This window comes from Lysobacter sp. 1R34A (assembly GCF_051217035.1).
Classification (GTDB): Bacteria; Pseudomonadota; Gammaproteobacteria; order Xanthomonadales; family Xanthomonadaceae; genus Lysobacter.
The window spans coordinates 1-2,401 of sequence record NZ_JBPKJP010000192.1; the positions used below are offsets into that span (position 1 = coordinate 1).

The window sequence follows — 2,401 nt, forward strand, 5'->3', positions numbered from 1 at the left end:
GGACTCGGGACTCGGGACTCGGGACTCGGGACTCGGGACTCGGGACTCGGGACTCGGGACTCGGGACTCGGGAAAAGGCTAAGACCCCAGGCTCAGGTTGCAACAAAAAAACCGCCTCTCGGCGGTTTTTTTGTTTCTCGCGACGACCTCGACACCTTCCCACCGCTTGGCTGGTCCTCCTTTGTTGAAGGCGCCACGGGATTTGCTGTTGGTGTTGTCCCTGCTTCTTGTTCTGGCCCCTCGCCCTCGCCTCAACGCAACGGCCGGCTCGCGCAGTTGGCCTGGTAGAACTGCAGGGCCTTCGGCATCAAGCCCTGCAGGGTCTGGATGCGGTTGGCCGGGTCCGGATGGGTCGATGCGAACTCCGCCGGGCGCTGGCCTCCGCCGAGCTGGGACATGCGCTCCCATAACGGGATCGCCTGGCGCGGGTCGTAGCAGGCGGCCGCGGCCAGCATCAAGCCGACCTGGTCGGCCTGGGTCTCGTGGTTGCGGCCGTACGGCAACACCAGCCCGTACTGCGCGCCTGCGCCGAGCGCACCCATCACCATCTGCTGCTGTTGCGGGTCCATGCCGCCGACCGCCATGCCCGCGGCGATCTGGCCCATCTGCACCAGCTTCTGCTGGGCCATGCGCTGCGAGCCGTGGCGCAACAGCGCATGCGCGATCTCATGGCCCATCACCACCGCCAGCGCGTCGTCGTTCTGGGTCACCGGCAACAGGCCGGTATAGACCGCCATCTTGCCGCCGGGCAGGCAGAACGCGTTGGCGTCCTGCGAGTTGATCACCGCCACGTCCCACTGGAAATTGCGGTAGTCGGTCGGCGCGGCCTGGCCGTTGGCCGTGGCCAGCGCCTCGGTCACCTGAGGCACCTTCTCGATCAGGCGCTGGGCGATCTCGCGCACGTCCTGGGTCTGCGGCGCGTTGGCCGGCAGCAGCGCGCGCTGCGCGTTGGCGTCGCCCAACACCTGCTGGAACGCCTGCGCGCCGAGCTGCACTTCTTCGTTGGCGCTGGCGCCGTAATGGGCCTTCTCGCCGGTGTAGGGGTCGGTCTGGGCGCTGCCGAACCACGACCATGCGGCGTAGATCGCGAACAGCACCAGGATCCACCAACGGAACCCGCCGAAGCCGCGCCGGCCTTGCGCGCGACTCGCGCCACCCATGGGATCGATCCTCATTTCCACACTCCCGCTGCCACGGGCCCAGGCCCGATCCGTTGATTGCCGGCCGCGGCCGAAGCCTGCAGCCACCCTGCCCGCCTGCGTCCTGCGCGCGGCGCGATTCCATCATGAACCCAGTCGCGGGTCCGCGCCGCTCGAACCATCGAACTCAAATTTCCCGCACGACCCGAAACCCGAGCCGCCCGTTGGTGGTGTCCGCGCTGGTGCCCTGCCGCCACGCCGCGCGCGACTGCGCCGGCGAGCTCGACCAGGAACCGCCGCGCAACACCCGCGTGCGGCAGCCCGGGTTGAACCAGGCCGCGCCGTCGCGCGGGGCCCGCCGGTAGTTGTCGTGCCAGCAGTCGGCCACCCATTCGCTGACATTGCCGGCCATGTCGTGAAGACCGAATGCATTGGGCGCGTAGCTGCCGACCGGCATCGGCCCCCAGGCGCCGTCGCCGTAGCCCTGGAAGGCGTTGCGCCAGTGGCGCCGGCTCGGCGAGGCGTCGAGGCTGCCGGTGAGGTTGCCGACCCGCGCCGGCGGCGAACCCTCGCCCCAGGGATAGGCGCCCTGGGTGCCGGCGCGCAGCGCGTATTCGAACTCGGCCTCGCTCGGCAGCCGGTAGCGCTGGCCGGTGATCGCCGACAGCCACTCGACATAGGCGACCGCGTCCTTGGCGCTGACGTGCACCACCGGCAGGTTGTCGGCGGCCGGGTTGCCGGCGTAGTCCGAGCGCCAGTCGACCCCGCCGCGCCGCACCAGGTTGCCGCTGCGTTCGTCATAGGCGGTGGAATAGCCGCGCCGCGCCGCGCGCGCGCGATGCTTGGTCGAATTCATGAAACGGCGGAACTCGCCGACGGTGATCTCGTAGCGCGACATCGCGATGCCGCGCTCGAAGCGGATGTTGCGGGTCGGCCGCTCGGCGTCGCTCGACCCGGCTTCGCTGGGCTCGGCGCCCATCCGGAACGCACCGTGCGGGATCACCACCATCGCCGGCCCGCGCCCGCCCAGGTTCATCGCATCGGTGAACACCTGGCCGGGCCGGAACAGGCCGTAATGGGTCGCCAGCTCGATCCGCTCGCGCAGTTCGACCGCGGCCGGGTCGCCGGCCGGGGCGATCCGCAGCAGGGTCGCCAGATGCCCGCGCGCGACGTCGATGCCGCCGAACTTCGGCAGCGCGGCGATGCCCTGGTCGCGCAGGCCGCCGATCCGGGCCCGCCGCTGCGCCGCAATGCGGCCCCGG

2 protein-coding genes are annotated in these 2,401 nt (G+C 70.5%); both read right to left on the bottom strand.

Going from position 1 to position 2,401, the window contains the following annotated elements:
• Nucleotides 1-251 precede the first annotated feature (251 nt).
• On the bottom strand, nucleotides 252-1,175 hold the full coding sequence (locus tag ACSAMQ_RS20400; protein WP_435397408.1) for a M48 family metallopeptidase: 924 nt from the start codon (nucleotides 1,173-1,175) through the stop codon (nucleotides 252-254).
• Between the two features lie 151 nt (nucleotides 1,176-1,326).
• On the bottom strand, nucleotides 1,327-2,401 hold a 1,075-nt coding region (locus ACSAMQ_RS20405), incomplete at its 5' end, for a formylglycine-generating enzyme family protein (protein WP_435397409.1).

Excerpts from the sequence above, each read along its gene's own strand:
- ACSAMQ_RS20400 (WP_435397408.1), bottom strand. The coding sequence starts at position 1,175 with ATGAGGATCGATCCCATGGGTGGCGCGAGTCGCGCGCAAGGCCGGCGC.